Source organism: Streptomyces sp. NPDC041796 (genome assembly GCF_055590785.1).
Genome location: NZ_JBVJAH010000004.1, coordinates 269946 through 291177 on the forward strand (window position 1 = coordinate 269946; position 21232 = coordinate 291177).

Consider the following 21232-nt stretch of genomic DNA (forward strand, 5'->3'; position numbering starts at 1 on the left):
GGGGGGGGGGGGGACCCTCCCCAGCAGGGGGGGGGGGGAGGGGAAACGAGGGTTCCTCGGGGCGCTTTGGGGTGTTTTAGGGTGGGTGGCGGTTTTCTTCCTTCCCGGCCTCTTCTCGGGCGGTCCCGGCACCCTGTGGGACGACCCGCTCACCCGCTTCCTGCTCGCCCTCACGGTCATCCTGTGCGTGAGCCACCTGTTCGGGGAGCTGCTGCGCCGGATCGGTCAGCCCCCGGTGGTGGGGGAGATCCTGGGCGGCCTGATGCTGGGCCCGTCCGTGCTCGGAGCGCTGTGGCCCGCGGCCACCGACCTGATGTTCCCCCCTGCGGTGCTGGCCGGTCTGGACAAGGTCGCCCAGCTCGGGCTGGTCGTCTTCATGTTCCTGATCGGCAGCGAGGTGCGGATCGAGCGGGCCCGGAACCAGGGGCCGCTGGGTGCCGTCCTGGCCGGCAGCATGGCGCTGCCCTTCCTCTGCGGTACGGGGCTGGCGCTGGCCTTCGCCCCCCACCTGTCGGGTGACACGACGTCGACCAGGTTCGCGCTCTTCTTCGGCCTGGCGGTCTCCATCACGGCCGTGCCGGTACTGGCGCGGATCCTCGTCGACCTGGGCCTGGACCGCACGCGGGCCGGCAGTGTGTCGATGACCTGCGCCGCGCTGGGCGACGGCTTGGCCTGGCTGGTGCTCACCGTGCTGCTCACCGGGTCCCCGGCCGGGGACGGTGGCCGACTGCTGACGACCGTCGTGTGGGTCGCCGCGCTGGTGGCGCTGACCTACCTCGGCGTACGGCCGCTGCTGGCGCGGCTGGTCGCCCGCGCGCCGTCCGAGCGGCTGCTCGCGGTGGTTCTCGTCGCCGGTGCGGTGGCCTGGGCGCTGCTCACCCAGGTGATGCACCTGCACCCGGTCATCGGGGCGTTCCTGTTCGGCACCGCGGTGCCGCGCAACGTGCCCGCCGTGGAGCGGGTGGCGAACACATTGCGCGGCTTCACGATGCTGGTGCTGCTCCCGGTGTTCTTCGCCGGAGTCGGCGTCCGGACGTCACTCGGCGACTTCGGTTCGGAACCCGGGATATGGCTGCTGTTCGCGACGGTACTGGTGGTGGCCCAGGTGTCCAAGGTGGTGGGCGCGGGGGGCGCCGCCCGGCTCGCCGGGATGACCCCGCGCGAGTCGTGGCAGATCGGCGTTCTCATGAACTGCCGTGGCGTCACCGAGCTGATCGTGGCGACGATCGGCCATCAGGCCGGTCTCATCAACGACCTGTGCTTCACCATGCTGGTGCTGCTGGCCATGACCACCACGGCCCTGACCGGTGTGGTCGTGCCCCGCCTGGGCAAGGACCCGGCGCCCGGCGCGAGCGGCGGGGAGGCCCCCGGCGTCACACGCATGTCGCCGGGCGCCGGTCCGTGACCGGGCGCCGCACGGCGAACCCCGTGCCCGGGTCGTCGTAGCCCCTGCCCATCGCCCTCCCCTGCTCCACGAGCGCCATCCGGCGTGCGTGCTCGTGGAGCAGCAGGTGCATCCGGAAGCGGTCCGGCGCCACCTCCCGTACCAGGCCCGCGTCGGTGAGCACGTCGAGGGCGCGGCGGGCGTCAGGCACCGTCCGCCCGCTCAGGACCGCGGCGCGCTCCAGGTCGGCGTCGCGTGCGGGGTGCCGGCCGAACGCCCGGTACATCTGGGCGGCTTCCGGCGGGAGGCTGGCGTAGGACCAGCCGAGCACGGCACTCAGCGAGGAGTGCTCGTCACCGGGCAGGGACAGGGTGTCGAGCAGGCTGCCGGTGCGCAACCGGCGGAGGGCCACCTCCGGGAAGGGCGCGATGTTGATCTGGGTCGCCGCGATGCGCAGCGCGAGCGTCAGCCCCTCGCAGGCGGCGATGACCTCGTCCACCGCGGCGCGGTGCCGCGCGACGAAGGTCTCTCCCACGATCCCGCTGAACAGCCGCAGGGCGTCCTCGTCGGCGAGCCCCTCCGTCACGAAGCGCCGTGCCCCGTCCCGTGCGATCAGCCCGGCCAGGCCCCAGCGGCTGGTGACGATCACCAGCGAGGAGGAGGTCCCGGGCAGCAACGGCCGGACCTGTTCGACGGAGGCGGCGTTGTCCAGAACGATGAGCAGGCGGCGGTCCGCGGCCCTGCTCCGGTAGGCGGTCTCCAGATCGAGGTCGGCCAGCGGCCGGGTCTCGCCGAGCGCGGAGGTCAGCCGGCGCAGTGCGGAGAACACGCTGTACGGCTTGCCGCGTGCGGAGAACGCTCCCAGGTCGAGGTGTATCTGACCGTCGGGGAACCGTTCGGACTGGAGCCGCGCGAAGCGGTTGGCGAGCGCGGTCTTGCCCACCCCGGGCCCGCCGGTGAGCAGCAGCAGGGTGGACTCTCCGGTGTGGCCTCCGGCCCGTACCAGGGTGTCAAGCTGCTGGAGATCCGTTTCGCGCCCGGTGAACCACCGGTCCTGACGGGTGAGTTGGGCCGCGACGGGCGCCCGTGTGACGGCCGGGGCCTGTCGGCGCGTGTCGTCGGCGGGGCCGCCGACGATGCCCCTCCTGGTCTGTCGCGGGACGCGCGGGCGCTCGGGTCGCAGCACCCTCTCGTACAGCTCCCGCAGGCTCTCCCCCGGTTCGATGCCCTGCTCCTCGGCCAGTCTGGTGCGCAGGGCGTGGTAGTTGGCGATGGCGTCGGCGTGCTGGCCGAGTTCGACGTGACAGCGCATCAGCAGCAGCCGCAGGCGTTCCCGCAAGGGGTAGCGCTGGACGAGCGCGGACAGTTCACCGATCGCGGGAGCCGGCCGGTTCAGTTCCAGGAGCGTCTCCGCGTAGTCCTCGATCGCCAGCATGCGGGTCTCGGCGAGCCGCGCGCGCTCCGCTTCGACGAAGGCGCCGACAGCGCCGGCGTACGGCGTACCGCGCCACAGGCCGAGCGCCGCGCGGAGCCTCCCGACGGCCTGCTCACTGGCGTTGTCCGCGCGCAGTCGCCGGGCGTCGGCCAGGGCGGAGCTGAACCGCTCGGTGTCGACCTGGTCGGCGGGGATGCGCAGCATGTAGCCGAGCCTGTTCGACAGCAGGACCTCGGACTGCGCGGAGCGCGGGCGCTCCGGTTCGAGGGACTTACGCAACCGGGCGATGTAGGTGTAGACGCTGTTCATCGCTGTTTCGGACGCGTTGACGCCCCAGACGGCACGCACTAAGTCGTCCCGGCTCACTACTCGGTTCCCATGCGCGGCCAGCACGGCGAACACGGTTCTTTGGGTCGGTGAACCGAGTTCCACCTCGTGTTCTCCCCGGAAAGCGGTCACCGATCCGAGAAGAGATGCGCTCAATGATGCATGCAAGCCCGATACCCCCGTATCATTGATGCTACGACGATCGTATCACCGGACCGCAGCAAACCTACCGGTTGGTTCTTAGGTCTGTACCAAGCAACAAGGCCCCGCGGACACAACGGTCCGGCGGGGCCTTCGGTTCAGCAGGCAGGGGGCGGCGGAGCTAGGCAGGGCGGGTGGTACGCCAGTACTGGCGGCCCTTGTTGTCCCGCACGACCAGCCCCAGTTTCGCCAGCTCCTGGCGCAGTTCGCGCAGTTCGCTGCCACTGTCCTTCTTCTTCAGCGCCTGGTCGCGCGCCTTGAGGAGGGCGTTGGCACCTTCGGGAAGGCCCGGGGTGTCGGGAACCCAGAGCCGGAACTCGTCCTGGTGCGGGTCCTGTTCGGCCCACGTGTAACCGTGCTCGGCGCAGGCGGCAGCGATGCGCTTGCTGTCGATGTCGGACTTCTCCCGGGCCAGTTCCTCTCCCCGGTGGCCGAGCACGACGAGTTCCTTGCCGTCCTGGAACACCATGGCGACGTTCGCCGCGGGGATCCGCTGCGACTCTCCCTTGCGAGTGAGGGTGATCTCGCTCCCGGAGACGCTCGCGGACAACTCGTCCTGCTGGACCGCCACACCGGCGACCAGACCGACCAGCGCACCGAGGCAGATCAGACCGATGGTGAGCCCCGGCTGGGGGATCGAGGTCACAAGCTCCGCCGGGCCCTGCATGGGGGCCCACGGCAGGGTCACCAGCCAGCCGGCCAGAAGCTCGACGAGCCAGCCGAGCCCGGCACCCACCAGCACGAAGACAGCGACGACGAGGGCCTGTTCGCCGGTCGACTGTCCGAGCTCAGTGGGCTGCCCGGGGTTCGCATTCCGCTTTTCCGTCAAGGTAGATCAGTCCATCCATTCGATCGAGGAGGGGTGGGGGGATCGTGTTGTTCGGTGAACCTCCAGGACCCTATGCCAACGGCCACGGTGGGGCTCATCGGCGCATGGCCGAAACCCGGTTCACCAACTCCGGTACGAGATCGGCGGGATGGGGAACCCCGAGGGTCTCCTGGCGCAGCCGGCTCGCGCGGTGACCGAACTCGGCGTCCTTGAGCACACGTTGGAGGTGGTCACGGACGATGTCCCCGGTCGCCCGGGTCGCGTGGGTGGTGAGTCCCGCGCCGTACGCGGCGAGCCGGCCCGACAGCAATGGCTGGTCGACGTCCCAGGGCAGGGCTATCTGCGGTACGCCGTACAGCGCGGCGGTCATGAGCGTTCCCACGCCGGCGTGGTGGATCACCGCGGAACAGGTCGGCAGCAGTGCCTGCATGGGTACGTAGTCGACCAGCCGCGTGTTGTCCGGAACCCGCACCGGCCGCCCCCGACCCGCCGCGCCGACCGTCGCCACCAGCTCGATGTCCAGGTCGGCCACGGCGTCGAGGATCTCCTGCACCCCGACCGGGTAACCGATCCCGTGGTCGCTGACCGTCAGGCCGAGAGTGAGGGCGACCCGGGGCCGCCGCGGCCGCTCCCACAACCATCTCGGCACGACGGCGGGGCCGCCGTAGGGCACGTAACGCATCGACACGTAGGAGAGGTCAGGGGCGTGCACCTGCAGCGGCGGTGGGAGTACGTCGATGCCGAACTGGCCGGTCACCAGTTCCTCGTCGAACTCCCGGCCGTAGGTGCGGGCGTAGCCGCCCAGCCACTCCCCCAGCGGATCGGCGCCGCCTGCGCCGTGGTGCTCTCCGCCGCCCAGCCTGAGGAAGTGGTGCCGCGCCACACCGTGCACGTCGGCGCCGATCAGCAGACGCGCGTGCGCGGCGCCGACGGACTGCGCCGCGAGGGCGCCCGCGTGGGTGAGCGGTTCCCAGACGACCAGGTCCGGCTTCCAGTGCCGGGCGTAGTCGATCAGCGCGCCGGCCAACGGCACATTGATCATTTTGAGCCAGTTCTGGACCTGTGAGCGGTATCCGTCACGCAGGTGATCGAGGGTGATGTCCTCGGGCTCGCGCTCCACCACGTCGTACGGTTCCGGAAGGCCGGGCTCCAGAGTGGTGCCCTCCTTCTTGATCCGGCCCAGTACCTGCCACAGGTCGCGGTCGCTGCCGACGGGAACGGCGGTCAGCCCGGCCTGGGTGATCGTGGCGGCGAACTTCGGCTGGCTCGCCACCCGCACGTCGTGCCCGGCCGTGCGCAGCGCCCAGGCCAGCGGGGCCATCAGCAGGAAGTGCGTGCGCTCCGGGTAGCAGGCGAACAGAACTTTCATGACGTGTCCTCACGGGCGGGCGGCGGGAGTTCGCTGGGGAACTCATGGGAAATGACGCCCGGTCGGCGTGCGTGCCTGACCGCCGGCGGACGCCTTTGCGATCTCTTTGTCAGCGCTGGTCGCTCCGGTGCTTCACCGTCAGCTCCTCCAGCCGCGGCACGAGGCCGGCCGGGGTGGGCAGGGCCTCGATCTCGTCGCGGAGCGCGGCCGCTCCGCGGGCCCAGCGGTCCTCCTCCAGCAGTCGCTGAACCTGGGCGCGGATCGTCCGCCCGGTCGCCTCGCCGTTGGGCACCCGTATCCCGGCGCCCGCCGCGACGAGCTTCTCGGCGAACAACGGCTCGTCGAAGCTGTACGGAATGGCCACCTGGGGCACTCCGTACCGGGCGACCGTGGCCAGCGTGCCGGGCCCGGCGTGGTGGATGACCGCGGCGCAGGTCGGCACCAGGACGTGCAGCGGCACGAAGGGGAGCAGCCGGGCGTTGTCCGGTATCCGGGCCAGCTTGGCCTTCTCCGTGTCGGCGACGGTGGCGACGACCTCGACGTCCAGATCGGCCAGCGAGTCGAGGACGTCCTGGGTGTTGATGGTGTAGCCGTCGAAGATGTCGGTCGCCGTCAGCCCCATGGTCAGGGCGATCCGCGGGCGGTCCGGCGTCTGCTGCCACAGCCAGCGGGGTGTGGTGGCGGGCCCGTTGTAGGGGATGTACTGCGTCCGCTCGTAGTGCAGTCCGGCCGCGCCGCACTGGAGGGAGCGGGGGAACTGGTCGATGGTGAAGTGCCCGGTGACCATGTCCTCGGTGAACTCGCCCCCGTACTTGCGGGCGTACCCGCCGAGCCACTCCCCGAGCGGGTCCGACCGCTGGTCGGCCGGCTGCTCGGCCCGCAGCCGCAGGAAGTGCTCGCGGGCCACCCCGAAGACGTCGATGCCCCACAGGATGCGGGCGTGCGCCGCCCCGCACGCCTTCGCGGCGATCGCCCCCGCGGCGGAGAAGGGCTCCCAGACGACCAGGTCGGGCCGCCAGCTCCGGGCGAACGCCACGAGACCCGCGATGATGGGGAAGTTCTCGGGCTTCTCCACTTCCTCGACGATGCGCGCGTACCCGTCCCGCATCCCTTCCCAGGTGGCCCGCTCCGGTGCGCCGACGACGTCCCAGGGGGAGGGGAGATCGGCCCGAGCCGCCTCGTACATGTCCTGGCCCGTCCATTCCAGGATGCGGCCCAGGTCGAAGTCCCGCCCGACGGGTACGGCGGTCAGTCCCGCACGGGTGATCTCGTCGGCGAACGCGGGCCGGCTGGCGAAGCGGACCTCGTGGCCGGCCGTGCGCAGCGCCCAGGCCAGCGGCACCATGGACTGGAAGATGCTGGTCCCCGGGTTGACCGTGAACAGGACGCGCATGGTGGGGGTTCCTTCCGGAGGGTGAGGGGGAACGCGGGTGGTGGGGAGGGGCCGTCAGGCGGCCGCCGCGGTGTGCGCGCCCACGAGGTCCTCCAGGCGGCGGACCACCTCGTGTGCGCCGGGCAGGTCCTCGATCTCGTCCCGCAGCGCGGCGGCACGCTGCGTGAACACCGGCTCGTTCAGCAGGCGCAGCACGGCCTCGCGGACTGCCGAGCCGGTCGCGCGGTCGGCCGGGATCACCAGCGAGCCGCCCTGCCGTGCCGCCTCGCGCGCGAGGACCGGGCCGTCGAAGTCCCACGGCAGCAGGAGCTGTGGGACCGGGTGCCGCGCCATCGTCAGGAACGTGCCGAACCCGGCGTGGTGGATGACGGCGGAGCACGTCGGTGCGAGGGCCTGGAGCGGAACGTACGACACCAGCCGGGCGTTGGCGGGCACCCGGGCGAGCTTGCGCTGTTCGGCCTCCGGCAGCGTGGCGACGACCTCGATGTCGAGATCGGCGAGCGCGTCGAGGACGTCCTGCACACCGATCTCGTAACCGGCGTCGTGGTCGGTGGCGCTGAGGCCCATCGTGAGGGCCACCCTGGGGCGTCCGGGCTCGGCCCACAGCCACTTGGGCACGACCGCGGCGCCCCCGTACGGCTCGAACCGCAGCGGCAGGCGGGGCAGGGCGGTCGGGGCGGCCATGGAGTCCGGGAGCTGGTCGATGGTGAACTGTCCGGTGACCATGTCCTCGGTGAACTCGGCACCGTACTTGCGCGCGTAGCCGCCCAGCCACTCCCCCAGCGGGTCCGACCGCTGGTCGGCGGGCTGCAGTGCCTGGAGACGCAGGAAGTGCTCCCGCGCCACGCCGAAGGCGTCGTAACTCCACAGGAGCCTGCCGTGCGCGGCGCCACAGGCCTTGGCGGCCACGGGTCCGCCCATGGCGAGCGGTTCCCACAGCACCAGATCGGGCTGCCACGCGCGGGCGAACTCGGCCACGGAGGCGATCATCGGGAAACTCGCGGGCTTGTGCCACTGCTGGACTGTCCGCGCGTACCCGTCACGCAGCCGGGGCCAGTCCGCCGCGGACGGCTCCTGGGCGACGTCGTAGGGCGCGGGCAGGCCGAACTCGGGGCGGTACTCCCAGCCGGGCATGCTGCGGCGCAACTGCTCCCACAGGTCGTAGTCCCGGCCGACCGGGACGGCGGTGAGTCCCGCCTGGGTGATGACCTCGCTGAACCACGGTGTGCTGGCGACGCGCACCTCGTGGCCGGCGGTGCGCAACGCCCAGGCGAGCGGCACCATGGCGAGTACGTGTGCCTTCTCGGGATTCGCGACGAAGAGGACCCGCACGAGCCCGTCACCCCCTCTTGCTCTCGGCGGCCGTCCGGGCCGCGCCGTGGTGGTGGAGCGCGACGAACCGCTCCAGTTCGGGTACGAGGTCGTTGGGACTGGGCATCTCCAGCAGGTGGTCGCGCAGCTTGGCCGCGCCCTTGCCGAAGTGGGGTTCGTGGAGCAGCCGGAGCACGGCGTCGCGCACGGCTTCGCCGGTGGTCTCCTTGGGGTTCAGGGTCAGCCCCGCGCCGGCCCGGCTGACGCCGTCGGCCAGGACCGGGCCGTCGTTGTCCCAGGGCAGCATCAGGTGCGGTACTCCGCGCAGCGCCGTGGTGGAGAGCGTGCCGTATCCGGCGTGGTGGACGACGACGTCGCAGGTGGCGGCGAGGGCTTCCAGCGGGGCGAAGGGCACCACGCGGGCGTTGGGCGGGACGCGGGTGAGTTTGCGCTGTTCGGCCTCGGCGATCGTGGCGACCACCTCGATGTCGAGGCCGCCGAGCGCGTCGAGGACGTCCTGGACGCCGACGTTGTACTCGCCGCCGTGGCCGGTGGCGCTCAGTCCGAGGGTGAGGGCGACGCGCGGCTTGTCCGGCTTGTGCCACAGCCAGCCCGGCACCTCGGCGGGGCCGCCGTAGGGCACGGGGCGCAGGGGCAGGTACGTGCGGTCGGCGCGGCGCTGGAGGAGTTCGGGGACGAGGTCGATGGTGACCTGACCGGTGACCAGTTCCTCGGTGAACTCGCCGCCGTACTTGCGGGCGTAGCCACCCAGCCACTCGGCCAGCGGGTCCGCCCGCTCGTCGGCGGGCCGGCACTCCTTGAGGCGGAGGAAGTGGTCGCGTGTCACCCCGTACATGTCGATGCCGAAGAGCAACCGGGCGTGCGCCGCGCCGCAGGCCTGTGCGGCCAGGGGCCCGGCATAGGTGAGCGGCTCCCAGACGACCAGGTCGGGGCGCCAGTCGCGGGCGAAGTCGACCAGTCCCGCGGTCATGGGCACGTTGCTGGCCATGTGCCAGCGCTTGACCTGGGTGGCGTACCCCTGGCTCAGGTACTCCCAGGTGATGTCGGCGTGCTCCCGGTCGGTGACGTCGTACGGCATGGGCATGCCGCCCTGCTCGGTCTGCCCGAGCCAGTCGGGGTCCCGGGAGATGATCTGCCACAGGTCGTTGTCACGGCCGACGGGGACGGCGGTGAGCCCGGCCCGGGTGATCTCGTCGGCGAATCTGGGCTGGCTCGCGAAGCGGACCTCGTGCCCGGCGGTGCGCAGCGCCCACGCCAGGGGCGCCATGAGCAGGAAGTGCGTGCGCTCCGGATAGGTGGTGAACAGAACTCGCATCGTGCGTCCTTGTGGGAGTCAGCCCGCGGTGCGGTGGCGGGCGGTGAGTTCTTCCAGCCGGGGAACGAGCCGGTTGGGGGTGGGCAGTGCGAGCGTCTCGTCCCGCAGGGCCGTGGCGCGCTCGGTGAAGGAGGGGTCCTTCAGCAGCCGCAGCAGGCTGTCGCGGAGGGAGGCGCCCGTGACCTCGGTGGTGTGCAGGTCCAGGCCGGCGCCCTGCGCGGTGAGTCTGCGGGCCAGCACCGGCTGGTCGTAGTGGTAGTGCAGGGACAGGTGCGGAACGGGATGCCGGGCGAAGGTCGCCAGGGTGGCCGCGCCGGCGTGGTGGACGGCCACCGCGCACCGCTCGGCCAGCGCGTGCATCGGTACGTACGGCACCAGCCGCGCGTTGTCCGGCACGCTGCGCAGCTTGGCCCGCTCACTGTCCGCGACCGTGGCCACCAGCTCGATGTCCAGGTCGGCGAGGGCGTCGAGCACCTCTTGCGTGTCGATGGTGTAGCCGTTGTAGACCTCGGTGGCGCTGAGGCCCATCGTCATCGCGACGCGTGGCTTCTCCGGGCGGCTCCACAGCCACCGGGGCACCGAGGCGGGCCCGCCGTACGGGATGTACTGCATCCGTTCGTAACGCAGTCCGGCCGCCTGGACCTGGAGGCTCGCGGGAAGCTGGTCGATCGTGAAGTGCCCGGTGGTCATGTCCTCGGTGAACTCGCCCCCGTACTTGCGGGCGTAGCCGCCCAGCCACTCCGCCAGCGGATCGTCGCGCCGGCCGGCCGGCTGCTGCTCCGCCAGCCGGCGGTAGGTCTGCCGTACCCCGCCGTGCACGTCGATGCCGAACAGGAGCCGGGCGTGCGCGGCACCGCAGGCCTTCGCCGCGATCGGGCCCGCGAAGGTCAGCGGGTCCCAGACGACCAGGTCGGGCCGCCAGTGGCGGGCGAAGGCGACCAGGTCGGCGGTGATCGGGAAGGCCGCCATGCGGTGCGCCTCGACGGCCTCGGCCATCCCGGTCGACAAGTACTCCCAGGTCGCCTTCGCGGGGTCGGTGAACGCGTCGTAGGGCGGCTCGATCCCGGCCCGGCGCGCCTCCGACGCGTCGGCGCGCCGGGCCCACACCTTCTCGTGGTCGCGTCCGACGGGGACCGCGGTCAGCCCCGCCCGGGTGATGGTGCCGGCGAAGGCCGGCTGACTGGCGAACTGGACCTCGTGGCCCGCCGTACGCAGCGCCCAGGCCAGCGGCACCATGTACTGGAAAATGCTCTTGTGCGGATTGGCCGCGAACAGGACGCGCATGTCTCCTCCTCGTGCTCGCTCGTACGCGGATCAGTGGGCCGGGCCTGCCGGGGCGGCGGTGGCCCGGTGCGCCGCCGCCAGCGCCTCCAGCCGCGGCACGAGGTCGTTGGGCGTCGGCAGGGCGAGGAACTGGTCGCGCAGTGCGGTGGCCGCCTCCCGGTACCGGGCCTCGTTCAGGACCCGCAGCAGGCTCTCGCGCACCCTCGCCCCGGTGGCGCGGTCGGCGCGGATCGCCAGGACACTGCCCTGCTCCTCGGCGCGCCGGGCGAGTTCCGGCTCGTCGAAGTCCCACGGGACGGCGACTTGCGGGACGGGGTTGAGCGCCGTGGTCAGGAAGGTGCCGGGCCCGGCGTGGTTGATGACGGCGGTGCAGGTCGGCAGCAGGACGTGCAGGGGTACGTAGGAGACGACGCGCACGTTGTCGGGTATCCGGCGCAGCTTGTGCTGTTCGGACTCGGCGATGGTGGCGACCACTTCGACGTCCAGGTCCGCGAGCGAGTCGAGGATGTCGGAGAAGTCCGCGACGTAGCCGGCGAAGCTGTTCGTCGCGGCGATGCCGAGGGTCAGTGCCACCCGGGGCCTGGTGGGCTCGTCCCACAACCACCTCGGCACCGAGACGGGACCGCCGTAGGGCACGTACCGCATGGGGACGTACCTGTGGCCGGCGGCGGTCATACGCAGCGAGGTGGGGAACTGGTCGATACTGAAGTGCCCGGTGGTCATGTCCTCGGTGAACTCACCGCCGTACATGCGGGCGTAGCCGCCGAGCCAGTCGGCCAGCGGGTCCGCCTGCTTGTCGGCGGGCTGCCGCGCCTTGAGGGTGAGGAACCGCTCGCGGGTCAGTCCGAGGACGTCGATGCTCCACAGGAGCCGGGCGTGGGCCGCGCCGCTGGCCTTGGCGGCGATGGCGCCCGCGTAGGTGAGGGGCTCCCAGATGATCAGGTCCGGCCGCCAGTGCCGGGCGAAGGCGACCAGGTCCGCGGTCATGGGGAAGTTGTCGGTCTTGTGCCACTGGGCGACGACCTGTTCGTACCCCGCCCGCAGCGTGTCCCAGTCCAGGTCCTCCAAGGCGGTCGCGGCCGCGTGGTACGGGGCTGGGAGCCCCTTGCGCTCCGCCTCCGTGCGCTCGGGGTGGAGCTGCGCCAGCCGTCGGCTCGCGCGCTCGTTGCCCACGGGCACGGCGGTGAGACCGGCCTGGGTGATCGTGTCGGCGAACGAGGGCTGGGAGGCCACCCGCACCTCGTGGCCCGAGGTGCGCAGGGCCCAGGCCAGCGGCACCATCTGCTGGAAGAGGCTCTTCTCGGGTGTGGTGGTGAACAGAACGCGCATGCTGCCGTGCTCCTCCTGCGTCGTACGTGGTCTCTCGCGCACCGCTGCTACGCCGTGGCCGGCGCGGTCGCCCTCCGGCGGGCGACCGCCGCGGCGAGGCTGTCCAGTCCTTCGGCCAGCCCGACCCGGGGGCGCCAGCCGGTGACGTCCTGGAACGCGGACGATCCCAGGACGAAGTCGAGCTGGTCGGTCGGCATGGCGAACTCCGCCGGGGTGGTGTCCTCGACCGGCACCGGCGGCTTGCCGGTGTGACGGGCGACGGTGTCGGCGATCATGGTGAACAGCCGTGCCACGCTGACCGGTTCGCCGGAACCCACCTCCCAGTGGTGGCCGCAGACCGCGTCGAACCGCTCGACGGCGGCGAGGAAGGCAGCCGCCGCGTCGTCGGCCCCGAGCAGGTCGCGCTGGGCACGGCCGCCGTGCCACAGGGTCAGCGGCTCCCCGGCGAACGCGCGCCGGGTCATGCTCGCCACGACCCCCCGGTCCAGGTCGGTGTTGTCGTACCCCTGGCTGTAGAGGGTCGACAGGCGCAGCGTGGTGCCACGGACGACGCCTTCGGCGGTGGCGGCCTCGATCGCCCGCTCGGCGGCGAGCTTCTGCCGGTCGTACGCGGTGGGGGGCTGGTCGGCCGCGGTGCCTCCGGCCCGCGCGGCGGGCAGCCGGGCGGCCTGCGAGACCGAGCCCGCGAAGAGCACGAGGGGCCGCGGCGCGGTGCGGCCGGCGCGGGCGGCGTCCAGGACGTCGTGCACCAGGCCGAGGTTGACACGCTCGGCGAGGGTGTCGCCGGTCGCCACCCGCCAGGTTCCCGGGCCCGCGGTGTGGGCGACGAGGTGGATGACGACGTCGGAGCCCGCGACGGCTTCCGCGACGGCGCCGGGCTCCGTCAGGTCGACCGTCCGGTGCTCGATCTCGGCGGTGGTGCGCCCCGGTACGGTCACGGGGCGGCGGCCCACGAGCCGCAGGCGCCCGGGCCGGCCGGCGAGCCGCCGGCTGACGGCCGTTCCCAGCAGACCCGACGCGCCGAGCACGGTGATCAGTCTGTCCGTTCCGTGACCAGGCACGGGTTCTCCTTCACTGCGGTGGCTGTGGGTGGGGCGGTGCCCCGCGCCCCGGCTGTCGGGGAGCCGCGGGGAGCCGGCGGGGTGTCGGGCAGCGGGCCGCTACGGCCGGCCGGGGTCTTCGCGCCAGCTCAGGCCGGGGCCGAGCACGACGTCCAGGTCGGCGTCGACGTACCGTTCCCACTCGCTGCGGGTGATCTCGAAGCTGTGCAGGTCGTAGTGGCGCCCGCGGAAGTAGAGGTGGTCGCGGAGCACGCCCTTGGCATCGTTCTGCTTCGGATTCACACCGACCGAGTCGAAGGTCGCCTCGGTGGTCTGGGCGAGCAGCTTGTCAATGGGGAACATCGCGAACGCGTAGTTGATCGTCAGGTAGATGCACTCGGCGCCGACCCCGAGCCGCGCCCGGGCCGGGTCCAGGTAGGCGCCCGACCTCAGGTGCCCGGCGGGGTCGAGCCCGTGCAGGGTGCTGAAGCCGATCACGTCGCCGCTGTCGCGCTGGGCGACGAGGAAGGCGGCGTTGGCGCCGAGCGACGCCCGGGCGCCCGCCGCCGGGCTGACGCTCTCGATCCCGGTGCGCAGCAGGGTACGGGTGAACTCTGATCGGTCGTCGGCGGACGCGGGGCGGAACTCCAGCCGCCGCGACCGGGTGTGCGGAAAGAGCACGGGTGGTCCCCTCAGTCCCTCGGTCCGGTTCGGTGCCCGTCAGGTCCGGCGCGCATCGGCGCCCTCGGGCCGTACGGCGTCCCAGCGCATCTCGCCGGTGGCCATGGGCAGTTGGTCGAGCAGCCGCACGTCCTCCTCGGTGAGGCGAAGTGCGGTCGCGGCGACGTTCTCCTCCAGCCAGTGCATACGGCGGGTACCCGGGATGGGCACCACCTCCGGGCCCTGGGCGAGCACCCAGGCGATGGCCACCTGCGACGGCGTGGCGCCCTCGTGCCGGGAGCACACCTCGCGCAGGCCCGCCAGGATGGCCTCGTTGGCGCGCATGGCCTCTGCCCGGAACCGGGGGTCGCGCGTGCGCGAGTCCCCCGCGTAGAGGCTGTCGTGCGAGACCTTGCCGGACAGGTAGCCGCGGCCGATCGGGGCGAAGGCGAGGAAGCCGACCCCGTTCTCCCGGCACCATGGGAGGATTTCCTGCTTGTTCTGCGGGGCCCATACGGACAGTTCGTACTGGACCGTGGTGAGCGGGAATATCCGGTGCATCGTGTCGAGTTCGTCCCGGGTGGCGTGCGAGATGCCGAGTGCCCGGACCTTGCCCTCGGTGACCAGCTCGCCCAGCGTGCCCCAGGTCTCGGCGAGGGGGACGTCCGGGTCGATGCGGTGCAGTTGGTAGAGGTCGATCGCTTCACCGCCCAGCCGGCGCAGTGACTTCTCGCAGGCCGCCCGGAGGTGCTCGGGCCTGCCGTTGCGGCTGAACGTTCCGTCCGGCCGGGCGACCAGCCCGCATTTGGTGGCGATGCGCACCTCGTCGCGGTACGGCGCCAGGGTCCGGCCGAGCAGTTCCTCGTTGGTGAACGGCCCGTACACATCGGCCGTGTCGAACAGGGATATTCCTAGTTCAACGGCCCGGTGGAGAACCCTGGCGGATTCCTCGTCATCCCGGCTGTCCGGTCCATAGCCATGGGACATCGAACTGCAACCGAGGCCGAGCGCGCTGACGGAAAATCCGTCGGCCAGTTTGGTTTCCCACATTTACTTGAACTCCCAGAGGTCCTCTCCGACGACTCGGGGCTTTCCCGGATGAATCACCGACGGCCCCTCGCCGAGTGGCACATGAAGAAGTTTGCGCGTGCTGAGTGATGGAAAAATGATGACCTATTCCAGCGGTTCCCGGGCAACTGTCGGCCGGCTTTTCTGACTGCCATTCCGGGCCGTCGGTCGATCCTGCGGCGGACCCGCGCTCAGGCCTTGACCACGAACTCGTCCGTGAGTTCGGGAGCCGTTTCGGAAAGGAAGGCGAGGAACTGGTCCGTCCCCATGTCGGGAGCACAGTAGAACCGCTCGCCCACCGCGGTCGACACTCCCATGGTCACCAGCCCCAGCCGTCGCTGGAGCAGCGACTGACGCATCTTCACGCCGATGACGGCGTCCTTGCGCAGGGCGGTGGTCCGGCGCCGTGAGACGCCGCACCGCAGCACGAGATAGCGGCCCACCAGGGCGTGCCCCAGAGCCTTGTAGGCCGGCAGTGCGAGCAGGGCCGCCGCCGGCGTGAGCCAGAGCGGCACGGTCCACGCGCGGCCGGGGACGACGTCCGTCACCCCGAGCCAGTACAGCAGTCCCGCCAGCGAGACGACCGTCCAGAAGGCCCACACGAGCCGTCGGACGAGGGCGGCACGCGGATGTCTTCCCAGGGGCGCCTCCAGGGGTCGTTCGGGCCCGGGCAGCACCATGGCGGCGGCCCGGCGGGCCTCACGGATCGGGGCGCGCGGCAGGATGGAGGCCGCGGGTTCGCCGCTGAGGGAGAAGGTGGCGAGGCCGGTCGACAGGACCGTGGTCTCGGTGAGGCCCATCCACCGCCAGAAGAGCGGTTCGCTGGTGTGGATCCCGCGCAGGCGGCGGTCGTCACGGTGCACCTCACGGGTGGAGAACATGCCGTGCCGGGTGACCAGCGCCGTGCCGTCGTCCTTGTGCACCCGCACCAGCTGGAACAGCCAGTTGTCCTTGAGGAATCCGGTGACGAGGACGAAGTGGCCGAGCACCGTGACCACCAGGCCCCAGTACACCCAGGCGGGGACCGCGCGGGCCTCACGCCCGTCGATGAGGTCACCGAGCCGGCCGATGAGGTCGAAGCCCGCGATGGCGGTCATCGAGTCGAGGCTCCACAGCATGAGGCCGCCGACGAGCACACCCCAGATGTTGATGGCGTTGTAGAAGATCCAGTACCAGCGGAACTCCGCGATGGGCGTCTCGCGGGCCTTCTGCTTCTCCGCCTCCCCGGCCTCCGGCTCCCGGCCGTACATCAGCTCGCGCTGGAGTGTCAGCGCCATCTGTTTGGAGACGGCGTCGAGTTTGATGGCGGGCCGGGTCCTGCCGGAGCTGATGAAGACCACCCGCAGTCCCGCGAGCCGGTGCCGCAGCCGGGACTTGACGTCGACGGTACGGATCCGGTCCCGCGGGACCTGGCGGTAGACCCGCACGATGCGGCCCGTGCGGATCTCGACCAGGTCCTCGGTGATCCGGTACCGGGTGCGTATCCAGCGCACGACGTCGCCGACGCTGATGGAGAGGCCGATCGCGGTCGCGACCATGGCCGGCCAGTTCTGCAGGGGATCGTCGCCGGTGCCGAAGACGAGGAAGGACAGGCCGGTCGGGACCAGGGAGAGCACCAGCCGCCCGAGGTTGACCCAGATCAGCCGGGGGTGCAGTCGCTCCCACGGCTGATCCGAGCCGTCCGCCGGGCCTTCGCCCCCGGCCGCCTCCAGCGGCACGGAGTCCGGATCCAGGTCCACGTCGGTCACGTCGCGTCCCCCGGTACGGCCTGGGTGATCTCCGTCAGTTCGGCCGCTTCACGCGCCACCGTCCCGGCGTCCAGACCGCCGATCTTGATCTGCCCCTCCGGTGACGCCGTGATCACCCGCAGGGTGCCCAGACCGAGCATCTGCTGGACCGGCCCGCGCACCATGTCGACGCTCTGGATGCGGGAGATGGGGATGATCCGCCACTCCCGCACCAGCCAGCCCTTGAGCTCGTACACGGCGTGCCCGGTGCACTCCCAGCGGTGCACGCGGTAGCGCCAGCCCGGCATGACGGCGCCCGTCACCAGGTGGGCGACCGCCACGACGACCAGCACGGGGCCCACCCAGGTCCGGCCGGCCTCCCACAGCCAGTACGTGAGGGCCAGGGCGCCGAGTGTGGTCACCGCGGAGATCAGCACCCGCAGCGTCCACCACAGGACGGCCCGCCGTTCGACCCGGTGCCGCGGCGGCCTCAGCCGGGCCTCGGACGTCCGGGAGGCAAGTGCCAGTGGTGGCGGTTTCCTTCTGGTGCTGCCGCTGTCCGGCATCTGTTCCTCCCGTACCCGGTGTTCCCGTGGCTGGCGAAGGCGCTTACGAGACCTCGTCGAGCACCTTCGTGATCCACGTCAGGAGCTCCACGTTCGCGTGCTTGGCCGCCTCCTGCCAACGCTCGCGCTGGTGGTCGTCCGGGCTCATCTTCAGCCGGGCCGGGACCCTGGCGCCCGCCACGATCCCCTTCCGCGCCCGGATCTGCCGCCGCAGCTCGTTGCGGGACCATCCGTGCTCGAGCGCCCGCGCCAGCCATCCGCTCCGGTCCTCCACCGCAAGGCCGGCCACTTCGGCGTGGTGCTGGAAACTCAGTCCGGCGACCCGCTGGGCCGGATCGAACCGCCGGGCGACCCAGGCGTAATTGCGCAACGTCTGGTAGTCCAGCGAGGTCTGTTCGATGGCCCGCTTGTAACGGTCGGGATATTCCGCCTGCCCGTACAGCAGCCAGTCCCCCAGCCACCAGGCCGACGAGTTGGAAATCGCCTGGATGTGCCGGCCCAGGTTGTGCCATGCGCCGATGGGTATTCCACGGGGAATGGAGAGGGACGTTTTCCTCTTCACCGCCTCGCCGTACGCGCCCGGCGCCTCGGGTCTTCCCCGGCCACTGACCGCGGACGCGACGAGCCTATCTGGTTGGGTGAGTTCGGGCATTGATGACCGCCTTACTTTGCACTGCCCCTACGCCTCCGACCCTCACACACCGATCTTGATGCGAGTTGGACGCGATCAAAACGAGCAGGCCAGCGGAGCGGGGCGGGGCGCGGGGCCATGGACGCTGTCCCGCTGGCGGGACATGCCCGGTCACGTGCCCCGCCCCGGCCCCTCGGTCCGGCTTACCGGCACCGCGCCACGCGCCTTGACACCGGGCGCTCGTCGTCCCTCGCGCGACGGCCCGCCCGGTACCGGAGCCCATCCCTCCGCCCACGTGACCCGCCCTGCCCGCACCCGTTTCCCGCCGCACGGGAACGCACGCGGGACCACCCCCGCGCGGACGCGCGCGGGGGCACGCAGGCCGGGACGCCTCGGGGCAGGCGTCCGGGGCCACGCGTGCGGCAGACGCCTGCCGGGCCACGCGTGCCGGTCACGCCCGCGGGGGACCGTGCGGGGCCGCGCCGGACCGGACACGCCTCGGGTCACGCGTACGAAGCCGCGCAGGCCGGGACAGGCCCGCGGGGGACCGTGCGGGGCCGCGCCGGCCCGGTCACGCCCGCGGGGGACCGTGCGGGGCCGCGCCGGACCGGACACGCCCGCGGGGGACCATGCGGGGGCCGCGCCGGACCGGACACGCCTCGGGTCACGCGTGCACGTCACGCGCGCGAGGACACCTGCCGGAACGCACCCGGCCCCCTCGCCGTCCGGGGGACGGCGAGGGGCCGGGTCCAGCGGGGTTCCGCGGATCAGGCCGCGCCCGGGCCTCCGGCGACCTGCTTGCCGGGTTCCTCCGCGGGAGTCTCGCGCGGGGCGGCGGTGGAGCGCGTCAGCCACCAGGTGAGGACTCCGCTCACCAGGACCACGGCGGAGACCACGAGCCAGCCCCACGACCTGAACGTCATGACGAGCGCGGGAAGGACCGCGGGCCCGATCACGCGTTCCGCCGTGGTGCCCAGATTGAACGTGGAGAGGTACTGCGCCCGGTCCCGCTCGGGCGCGAGGTCCATGGATATCTGCCACGAGGAGGCCGCCTGCCACATCTCCGCGACGGTCAGCGCGAGTACGCCGATGAGCAGCACGGGCACCGCGCCGGTGGCGTCGTTCCACCAGGCGGAGAGCGAGAACAGGGAGCACGCGGCGGTCAGCAGCACCGCCGACGCCAGTGCGGCGCGCCCCGCTCCCCGAAGGTCGGCGATGTGCCGGGTGGCCGGCAGCTGGAGCACCGAGACGATCACGGTGTTGACGATGAGCGGAAGCGCGACGAGCGATTCCGGCACCCCGGGCGACGAGAGGATCCACAGGGGCAGCAGCACGTTGAGCGTGGTGACGTGCAGGGTGAGCAGGGAGTTCAGCCCGGTGAACGCCAGGTACCGGCGGTCGCGGAAGGCCCACGTCCTCTTGGCCCGGAGGGGTACGCGCACGGCGTCCGCGGTCCTGAGCCGGGTGAGCAGCGCCGCGCACAGCACGTAGAAGAGGGCGATGCCGAGCAGCGTTCCCCGGTAGACCCAGGAGCTGCCGATCGCGATGGCGACACCGGCGGCCAGCCCGCCGACCGCGTAGCCCACGTTCCGGACGGACCGGATGACGGCCATGAGCCTGACGCGCCGGTCGTCGCCGGCCACGTCGGCGACGATGGCCTGGCTGACGCCTCCCGCGGTCCGGTCGGCGACGGCCGTCAGGAGGACGACGACCAGATAGGCGGGGAAGGAGGTGACGAGGAGGTAACCGGCGAAGCCGACGGCCCGCCACAGGTTCAGGGCGATCAGCGTGCGGCGGGCCCCGAAGCGGTCGCCGACGACACCCATCGGGATGGTGAGGAGGAACCCGACCGCTCCGGCGAGGGAGAGACCGAGGGCGAACTGAGTGGCCGTCAGGCCGCTGATGCGGGTGAAGAACACCGCCGCCAGTGCGGCGAAGAGTCCCGTGCCCATCGAGTCGGACAGGGAACTGACCACGAGAGTGCGTTCCGCGGTCGAGCTGTTCTTGACGGATCTGCCGAATCTGGTCAGGACCGAACCACCGGTATCGGTCGTCATCCGGCACTGCCCGATATGCCGACGACGAACTGCAGGTCCCCGACAGCGCCGCGCACCGTGTCCAGTGCGGCCTCGGGAGTCCCGGCGACCGCCCAGACGTGGGCCGGCCGGTCGGCCGAGCAGGTGACGGGCCGGATACGGTCGCCCGGGGCGCTGCGTATCACCACGTCGCACACACCGGGACGGGCCTTGATCTCCTCGGCCCCGCGCACTTCCAGGACCTCGCCCGCCACTTGGGGCACCGCGTACCAGATCGCGGCCGACCGGGTGTCGCCGGCGGCCTTCACCAGGGCGTCCCGGACCTCGTCGAGCGAGGGGTCGCCGATGCTCTGCCGTGCGAGGGCGGTCACGAGGTCGGCGCCGCGGGCCTCCCGCAGCAGATAGGGGATCCGGTCGCCGCCCTGCCGCAGGTGGGTCTCGACGATCCTGACCGTGCGGTCGTCGACGATGACCTCCGTGTGCGTCGCTCCCTCCCTGATGCCCAGGGCGTCCAGCGCGGCCGTCACCGTCCGCAGGATCCGCTCCTCGTCGCCTTCCGGCAGCGGGGCCGGCAGTACGTGGCCCAGCTCGACGAACATGTCGGGGACGAGGAACTTCTTGGTGACGCACAGGGCGACGTGCTCACCCGCCTCGCTGACGCACTCGACGCTGTACTCCTCGCCTTGGTGGAACGGCTCCACCAGCACGTCGGAACGGGGCAGCCCCGCGGCGGCCGAGAAGGTCACCTCCAGCTTCTCGGCGACGTCTTCGGGCCCTTCGCACCGCACCACACCCTGACTGCCGACGCCCTGCACCGGCTTGCAGATCAGGGGGTAGCCGACCCGGGCACCGAAGGCGGTGACGTCCTCGACCGTCGCCGCCTCCACGCAGGGCGTGTCGTCGACCCCGGCGGCCGCCATGCGCTCCCGCATCAGGCGCTTGCTGTTGACGGCCGCCACCGTCTCCGGGGAGTGCCACCGCAGGCCCAGCTCCAGCGCGATGAAGGCGGCGGGCTCTTGGCCCTCCTCGCCGTAACACACCACGCGGTCCACCGGCTCCGCCGCGTGGACGAAGCGTGCGGCGGCCACCCACTCCTCGAGCGGGGCGTCCGCCTTCACGACGACCACGCGGCGGTGCGGGTCGGTGCTCCGCATCTTGCGGGCCTCCGGGTCCGTGCACAGGACGCTGGTCCGGAGGTCCGGGTGGAGCTCCCTGGCGCGCGCGACGATGTCCCGCTCGTCACCCACGACCAGCAGGTGACGGACACGCTCGTGAGCCGGGTGGTTCAAAGGCATCTGCGTTGTAC

General features: G+C 71.8%; 17 protein-coding genes. 1 reads left to right on the forward strand and 16 read right to left on the reverse strand.

The genetic code is table 11. The features are described 5' to 3' along the window. Nucleotides 1-85: 85 nt before the first annotated feature. On the forward strand, nucleotides 86-1405 hold the full coding sequence (locus ACZ6C1_RS09760; RefSeq protein ID WP_469239502.1) for a cation:proton antiporter: 1320 nt from the start codon (nucleotides 86-88) through the stop codon (nucleotides 1403-1405). Here ACZ6C1_RS09760 and ACZ6C1_RS09765 read toward each other — a convergent pair. From ACZ6C1_RS09765 to ACZ6C1_RS09840, 16 genes are all read right to left on the reverse strand, one after another. Beyond that, nucleotides 1374-3278, reverse strand: a complete 1905-nt coding sequence (locus ACZ6C1_RS09765; RefSeq protein WP_469239504.1) for an AfsR/SARP family transcriptional regulator — start codon at nucleotides 3276-3278, stop codon at nucleotides 1374-1376. The genes ACZ6C1_RS09760 and ACZ6C1_RS09765 overlap by 32 nt on opposite strands. Nucleotides 3279-3468: 190 nt before the next feature. After that, nucleotides 3469-4176, reverse strand: a complete 708-nt coding sequence (locus ACZ6C1_RS09770) for a YqeB family protein (RefSeq protein WP_469239506.1) — start codon at nucleotides 4174-4176, stop codon at nucleotides 3469-3471. Between the two features lie 94 nt (nucleotides 4177-4270). Continuing rightward, nucleotides 4271-5545 carry an activator-dependent family glycosyltransferase gene (locus ACZ6C1_RS09775; RefSeq protein ID WP_469239509.1) on the reverse strand — a complete coding sequence of 425 codons (1275 nt, stop codon included), beginning with the start codon at nucleotides 5543-5545 and terminating at the stop codon, nucleotides 4271-4273. 109 nt (nucleotides 5546-5654) lie between these two features. Continuing rightward, on the reverse strand, nucleotides 5655-6938 hold the full coding sequence (locus ACZ6C1_RS09780; RefSeq protein ID WP_469239511.1) for an activator-dependent family glycosyltransferase: 1284 nt from the start codon (nucleotides 6936-6938) through the stop codon (nucleotides 5655-5657). Nucleotides 6939-6992: 54 nt separating this feature from the next. Continuing rightward, nucleotides 6993-8270 carry an activator-dependent family glycosyltransferase gene (locus tag ACZ6C1_RS09785; RefSeq protein ID WP_469239514.1) on the reverse strand — a complete coding sequence of 426 codons (1278 nt, stop codon included), beginning with the start codon at nucleotides 8268-8270 and terminating at the stop codon, nucleotides 6993-6995. A 7-nt stretch (nucleotides 8271-8277) separates the two neighbouring features. Continuing rightward, nucleotides 8278-9585 carry an activator-dependent family glycosyltransferase gene (locus ACZ6C1_RS09790; RefSeq protein ID WP_469239516.1) on the reverse strand — a complete coding sequence of 436 codons (1308 nt, stop codon included), beginning with the start codon at nucleotides 9583-9585 and terminating at the stop codon, nucleotides 8278-8280. Between the two features lie 18 nt (nucleotides 9586-9603). Then, entirely contained in the window at nucleotides 9604-10869 is a 1266-nt protein-coding gene (locus ACZ6C1_RS09795) for an activator-dependent family glycosyltransferase (RefSeq protein ID WP_469239518.1), read from the reverse strand. A 30-nt stretch (nucleotides 10870-10899) separates the two neighbouring features. Then, complete coding sequence (locus ACZ6C1_RS09800; RefSeq protein WP_469239520.1) at nucleotides 10900-12198, reverse strand: activator-dependent family glycosyltransferase; 1299 nt, start codon at nucleotides 12196-12198, stop codon at nucleotides 10900-10902. 47 nt (nucleotides 12199-12245) lie between these two features. After that, nucleotides 12246-13259, reverse strand: coding sequence for an NAD-dependent epimerase/dehydratase family protein (locus tag ACZ6C1_RS09805; RefSeq protein ID WP_469239522.1), 1014 nt, complete (start codon nucleotides 13257-13259; stop codon nucleotides 12246-12248). 99 nt (nucleotides 13260-13358) lie between these two features. Then, nucleotides 13359-13919 carry a GNAT family N-acetyltransferase gene (locus tag ACZ6C1_RS09810; protein WP_469239524.1) on the reverse strand — a complete coding sequence of 187 codons (561 nt, stop codon included), beginning with the start codon at nucleotides 13917-13919 and terminating at the stop codon, nucleotides 13359-13361. A gap of 39 nt (nucleotides 13920-13958) precedes the next feature. Next, on the reverse strand, nucleotides 13959-14948 hold the full coding sequence (locus ACZ6C1_RS09815; RefSeq protein ID WP_469239526.1) for an aldo/keto reductase: 990 nt from the start codon (nucleotides 14946-14948) through the stop codon (nucleotides 13959-13961). A 209-nt stretch (nucleotides 14949-15157) separates the two neighbouring features. Beyond that, a complete protein-coding gene (locus ACZ6C1_RS09820) occupies nucleotides 15158-16714 on the reverse strand; it encodes a PH domain-containing protein (RefSeq protein ID WP_469239528.1) in 1557 nt (518 codons plus the stop codon). Next, complete coding sequence (locus ACZ6C1_RS09825; protein WP_469239530.1) at nucleotides 16711-17259, reverse strand: PH domain-containing protein; 549 nt, start codon at nucleotides 17257-17259, stop codon at nucleotides 16711-16713. Before ACZ6C1_RS09825 ends, ACZ6C1_RS09820 begins: the two co-directional genes overlap by 4 nt. Nucleotides 17260-17302: 43 nt before the next feature. Then, nucleotides 17303-17911 carry an LmbU family transcriptional regulator gene (locus tag ACZ6C1_RS09830; protein WP_469239532.1) on the reverse strand — a complete coding sequence of 203 codons (609 nt, stop codon included), beginning with the start codon at nucleotides 17909-17911 and terminating at the stop codon, nucleotides 17303-17305. Nucleotides 17912-18657: 746 nt separating this feature from the next. Continuing rightward, nucleotides 18658-19947 carry an MFS transporter gene (locus tag ACZ6C1_RS09835; protein WP_469239534.1) on the reverse strand — a complete coding sequence of 430 codons (1290 nt, stop codon included), beginning with the start codon at nucleotides 19945-19947 and terminating at the stop codon, nucleotides 18658-18660. Further along, on the reverse strand, nucleotides 19944-21221 hold the full coding sequence (locus ACZ6C1_RS09840; RefSeq protein WP_469239536.1) for an ATP-grasp domain-containing protein: 1278 nt from the start codon (nucleotides 21219-21221) through the stop codon (nucleotides 19944-19946). Before ACZ6C1_RS09840 ends, ACZ6C1_RS09835 begins: the two co-directional genes overlap by 4 nt. Nucleotides 21222-21232 lie beyond the last annotated feature (11 nt).

Excerpts from the sequence above, each read along its gene's own strand:
- ACZ6C1_RS09775 (WP_469239509.1), bottom strand. The coding sequence starts at position 5,545 with ATGAAAGTTCTGTTCGCCTGCTACCCGGAGCGCACGCACTTCCTGCTG.
- ACZ6C1_RS09780 (WP_469239511.1), bottom strand. The coding sequence starts at position 6,938 with ATGCGCGTCCTGTTCACGGTCAACCCGGGGACCAGCATCTTCCAGTCC.
- ACZ6C1_RS09790 (WP_469239516.1), bottom strand. The coding sequence starts at position 9,585 with ATGCGAGTTCTGTTCACCACCTATCCGGAGCGCACGCACTTCCTGCTC.
- ACZ6C1_RS09835 (WP_469239534.1), bottom strand. The coding sequence starts at position 19,947 with ATGACGACCGATACCGGTGGTTCGGTCCTGACCAGATTCGGCAGATCC.
- ACZ6C1_RS09825 (WP_469239530.1), bottom strand. The coding sequence starts at position 17,259 with ATGCCGGACAGCGGCAGCACCAGAAGGAAACCGCCACCACTGGCACTT.
- ACZ6C1_RS09800 (WP_469239520.1), bottom strand. The coding sequence starts at position 12,198 with ATGCGCGTTCTGTTCACCACCACACCCGAGAAGAGCCTCTTCCAGCAG.
- ACZ6C1_RS09815 (WP_469239526.1), bottom strand. The coding sequence starts at position 14,948 with ATGTGGGAAACCAAACTGGCCGACGGATTTTCCGTCAGCGCGCTCGGC.
- ACZ6C1_RS09795 (WP_469239518.1), bottom strand. The coding sequence starts at position 10,869 with ATGCGCGTCCTGTTCGCGGCCAATCCGCACAAGAGCATTTTCCAGTAC.
- ACZ6C1_RS09830 (WP_469239532.1), bottom strand. The coding sequence starts at position 17,911 with ATGCCCGAACTCACCCAACCAGATAGGCTCGTCGCGTCCGCGGTCAGT.
- ACZ6C1_RS09840 (WP_469239536.1), bottom strand. The coding sequence starts at position 21,221 with ATGCCTTTGAACCACCCGGCTCACGAGCGTGTCCGTCACCTGCTGGTC.